2 protein-coding genes are annotated in these 2,175 nt (G+C 41.5%); both read right to left on the bottom strand.

Annotation, left to right across the window (positions count from 1 at the left end; genetic code table 11):
* Window positions 1–1,576 (bottom strand): recombinase family protein (locus tag G5B12_RS16845; protein WP_174088924.1); only part of this gene is annotated, 1,576 nt, incomplete at its 3' end.
* A 1-nt stretch (window position 1,577) separates the two neighbouring features.
* Window positions 1,578–2,175, bottom strand: a 598-nt coding sequence (locus G5B12_RS16840; RefSeq protein WP_174088922.1) for a DUF4368 domain-containing protein, incomplete at its 5' end; no start/stop codon positions are given.

The following is a 2,175-nucleotide window of genomic DNA, read 5'->3' as shown; positions in this document are numbered from 1 at the left end:
AGGCATCTGCCATTTCTTTTGTCAGCTTACGCTTTGACATATAAGTATGTATCACTTTTCCCCATCCTTCCTCGATATGATAATCCTTGGAATACCGTACCTGTGCCGCCAATACTACATCCAGGCGGTTCTTGATGTTTTCTATTTCATTGGAATAGATACGGGAAAACTGCATGTATTCTTCTTCTGTAATCAGACGTTCCGAATAATCCTCATATAAATCAGATTTACGCTTGCTGATCCTGCTCAACTCCCGCCGAAGTTTCCCCACTTCCTTATCCAGAAGCAAATACTGTGTCTGGTTTCTGGAAGCAGAATTCATTTCACGGATCAGTTTCTCTGTATCCAATACGGCTTTCATATGTGACTGGATCAGGCGAAGGACGTCTTCATCCACGTATTCTTTTTTGACTCTGTGCCCCTTACACTGATTTCCTCCGGATTTATGGTTCGCATCTGCACCACAGATATAATAAAATGTCCCTGTTTTTTCTCTGGACAACACCATGCGGTTCCCACAACCCCCACACCTGATCTTGCCGGTATAGAAATTATGATTCCGAATGGCTCCATTATTCAGCTGATGCTTCTTTTTGTATGCTTCCGTAAATTCCCGGATTTTTTCCTGTACCTGCCGGAACAGTTCTTTATCAATAATTCCTTCGTGGGTATTCTCAGCATAGAGCCACTCACTCTCCGGTAGATTTCTCTGCTTGTTTCCTTGAAAAACACTCTGCTGATATTTTCCATATACAGAATCTCCGGTACAATGGACATCCTGAAGTACACGTTTCACTTCATAATTATTCCAAGGTTTGGATTCCGGTGAAGGCTTTTCGCCTGTTTTATAATATTCCCTCTGCAAAGTCGGGGAAAGGATACCATCTGTATTCAGTCTTTTTGCAATATCGCTGTAGCTGCATCCATCCATATACATAGTAAAAATTTCTCGTAAATGTCCGGCAGCCTCCTCGTCAACTACCAGCTGGTGTCTGTCCTGTTCTGATTTCCTGTATCCATAAGGTTCCCATGCACCAGTAAATTTTCCTTCTTTCCACAGGGCTTTTTTGGCACTGCTGCTCTTTTTTGCAAGGTCTTTGGAATAAAACTCATTGATGATATTTTTTAAGGGAACTGTCAGATCCACTCCCTCACGGAAAGAATCAAAGTCATCCGTCACAGCAAGAAACCGCACATGAAAAAACGGAAATACACGCTCAATATAATTACTTGTCTCTACATAATTCCTTCCAAGTCTGGATAGATCCTTTACAATCACACAGTTAATTTTTCCATGCTTGATATCTTCCATCATCTGCGTAAAACCAGGACGGTCGAAATTTGTACCAGAATAATCAGAATCCTTATATATTTCTGCAACTGCGATGTCTTCCGTATCTGCCACAAAGTTTTTCATCAGTTCCACCTGGGTTTCTATCGTTCCTCTTTCTAAGGTTTCTTCTGTTTCCATTGAAATTCTGGCATACAATCCTGCCCGGAACGGTCTGCTCACCTCTGTCTGGACGGTTGCACTGCTGACTACTTCCGGAATGTTTTTCCTGCTCTTTCGTGCCATTTTATACAACCTCCTTTACATTGACCTGCAGATTGTTATCATCATCTATTACCATATCAACTCCCATAGCAGGTAATTGATTCAGCAATGTCTGATAACAATCATCAAAATCAAAAGTGATCTCTATATTCTTTTTATCATATACTCGGATTTGCCTGATCAGTTCTACCACCACAGTGCGGGACAGTTCTTCAATATCCTGATATTTCACAAAATAATCCAGCCAGGTATTGGCTTTGTCTGCTTTTTCCAGCTCGTTATCCATTTCTTTCTGGATCGCACGGATACTCTCTTCCGCATTTCTAAGCCGCTTTCCATATGCTGCATGAAGCTCTACATAGTCTTCTTTTGATACAATGCCCTCTTTCATATCCGAATAGAGCATCATCCGTAACTCCTTACAGCGTTCTTTCTCCTGCTTTTTCTTCTCCAGCCTGTCCTGCAGCTTTTTCATATTGATCTCCTGAAATGGCACAGTACCGATAAATTCCAGGACTCTTTTCAGGTGCAGGATATTCTGGATATGCTGTTTCAACATCACTAATACGGCATCTTCCAGATCCTTTTCCGGTATTCTATGACTGGAACAGCGTTTTGTT

Source organism: Blautia sp. MSK.20.85, from assembly GCF_013317245.1.
Classification (GTDB): Bacteria; Bacillota; Clostridia; order Lachnospirales; family Lachnospiraceae; genus Blautia_A.
Note: the sequence above shows the minus strand (reverse complement) of the source record. Positions and strands in the feature narration are given on the sequence as shown.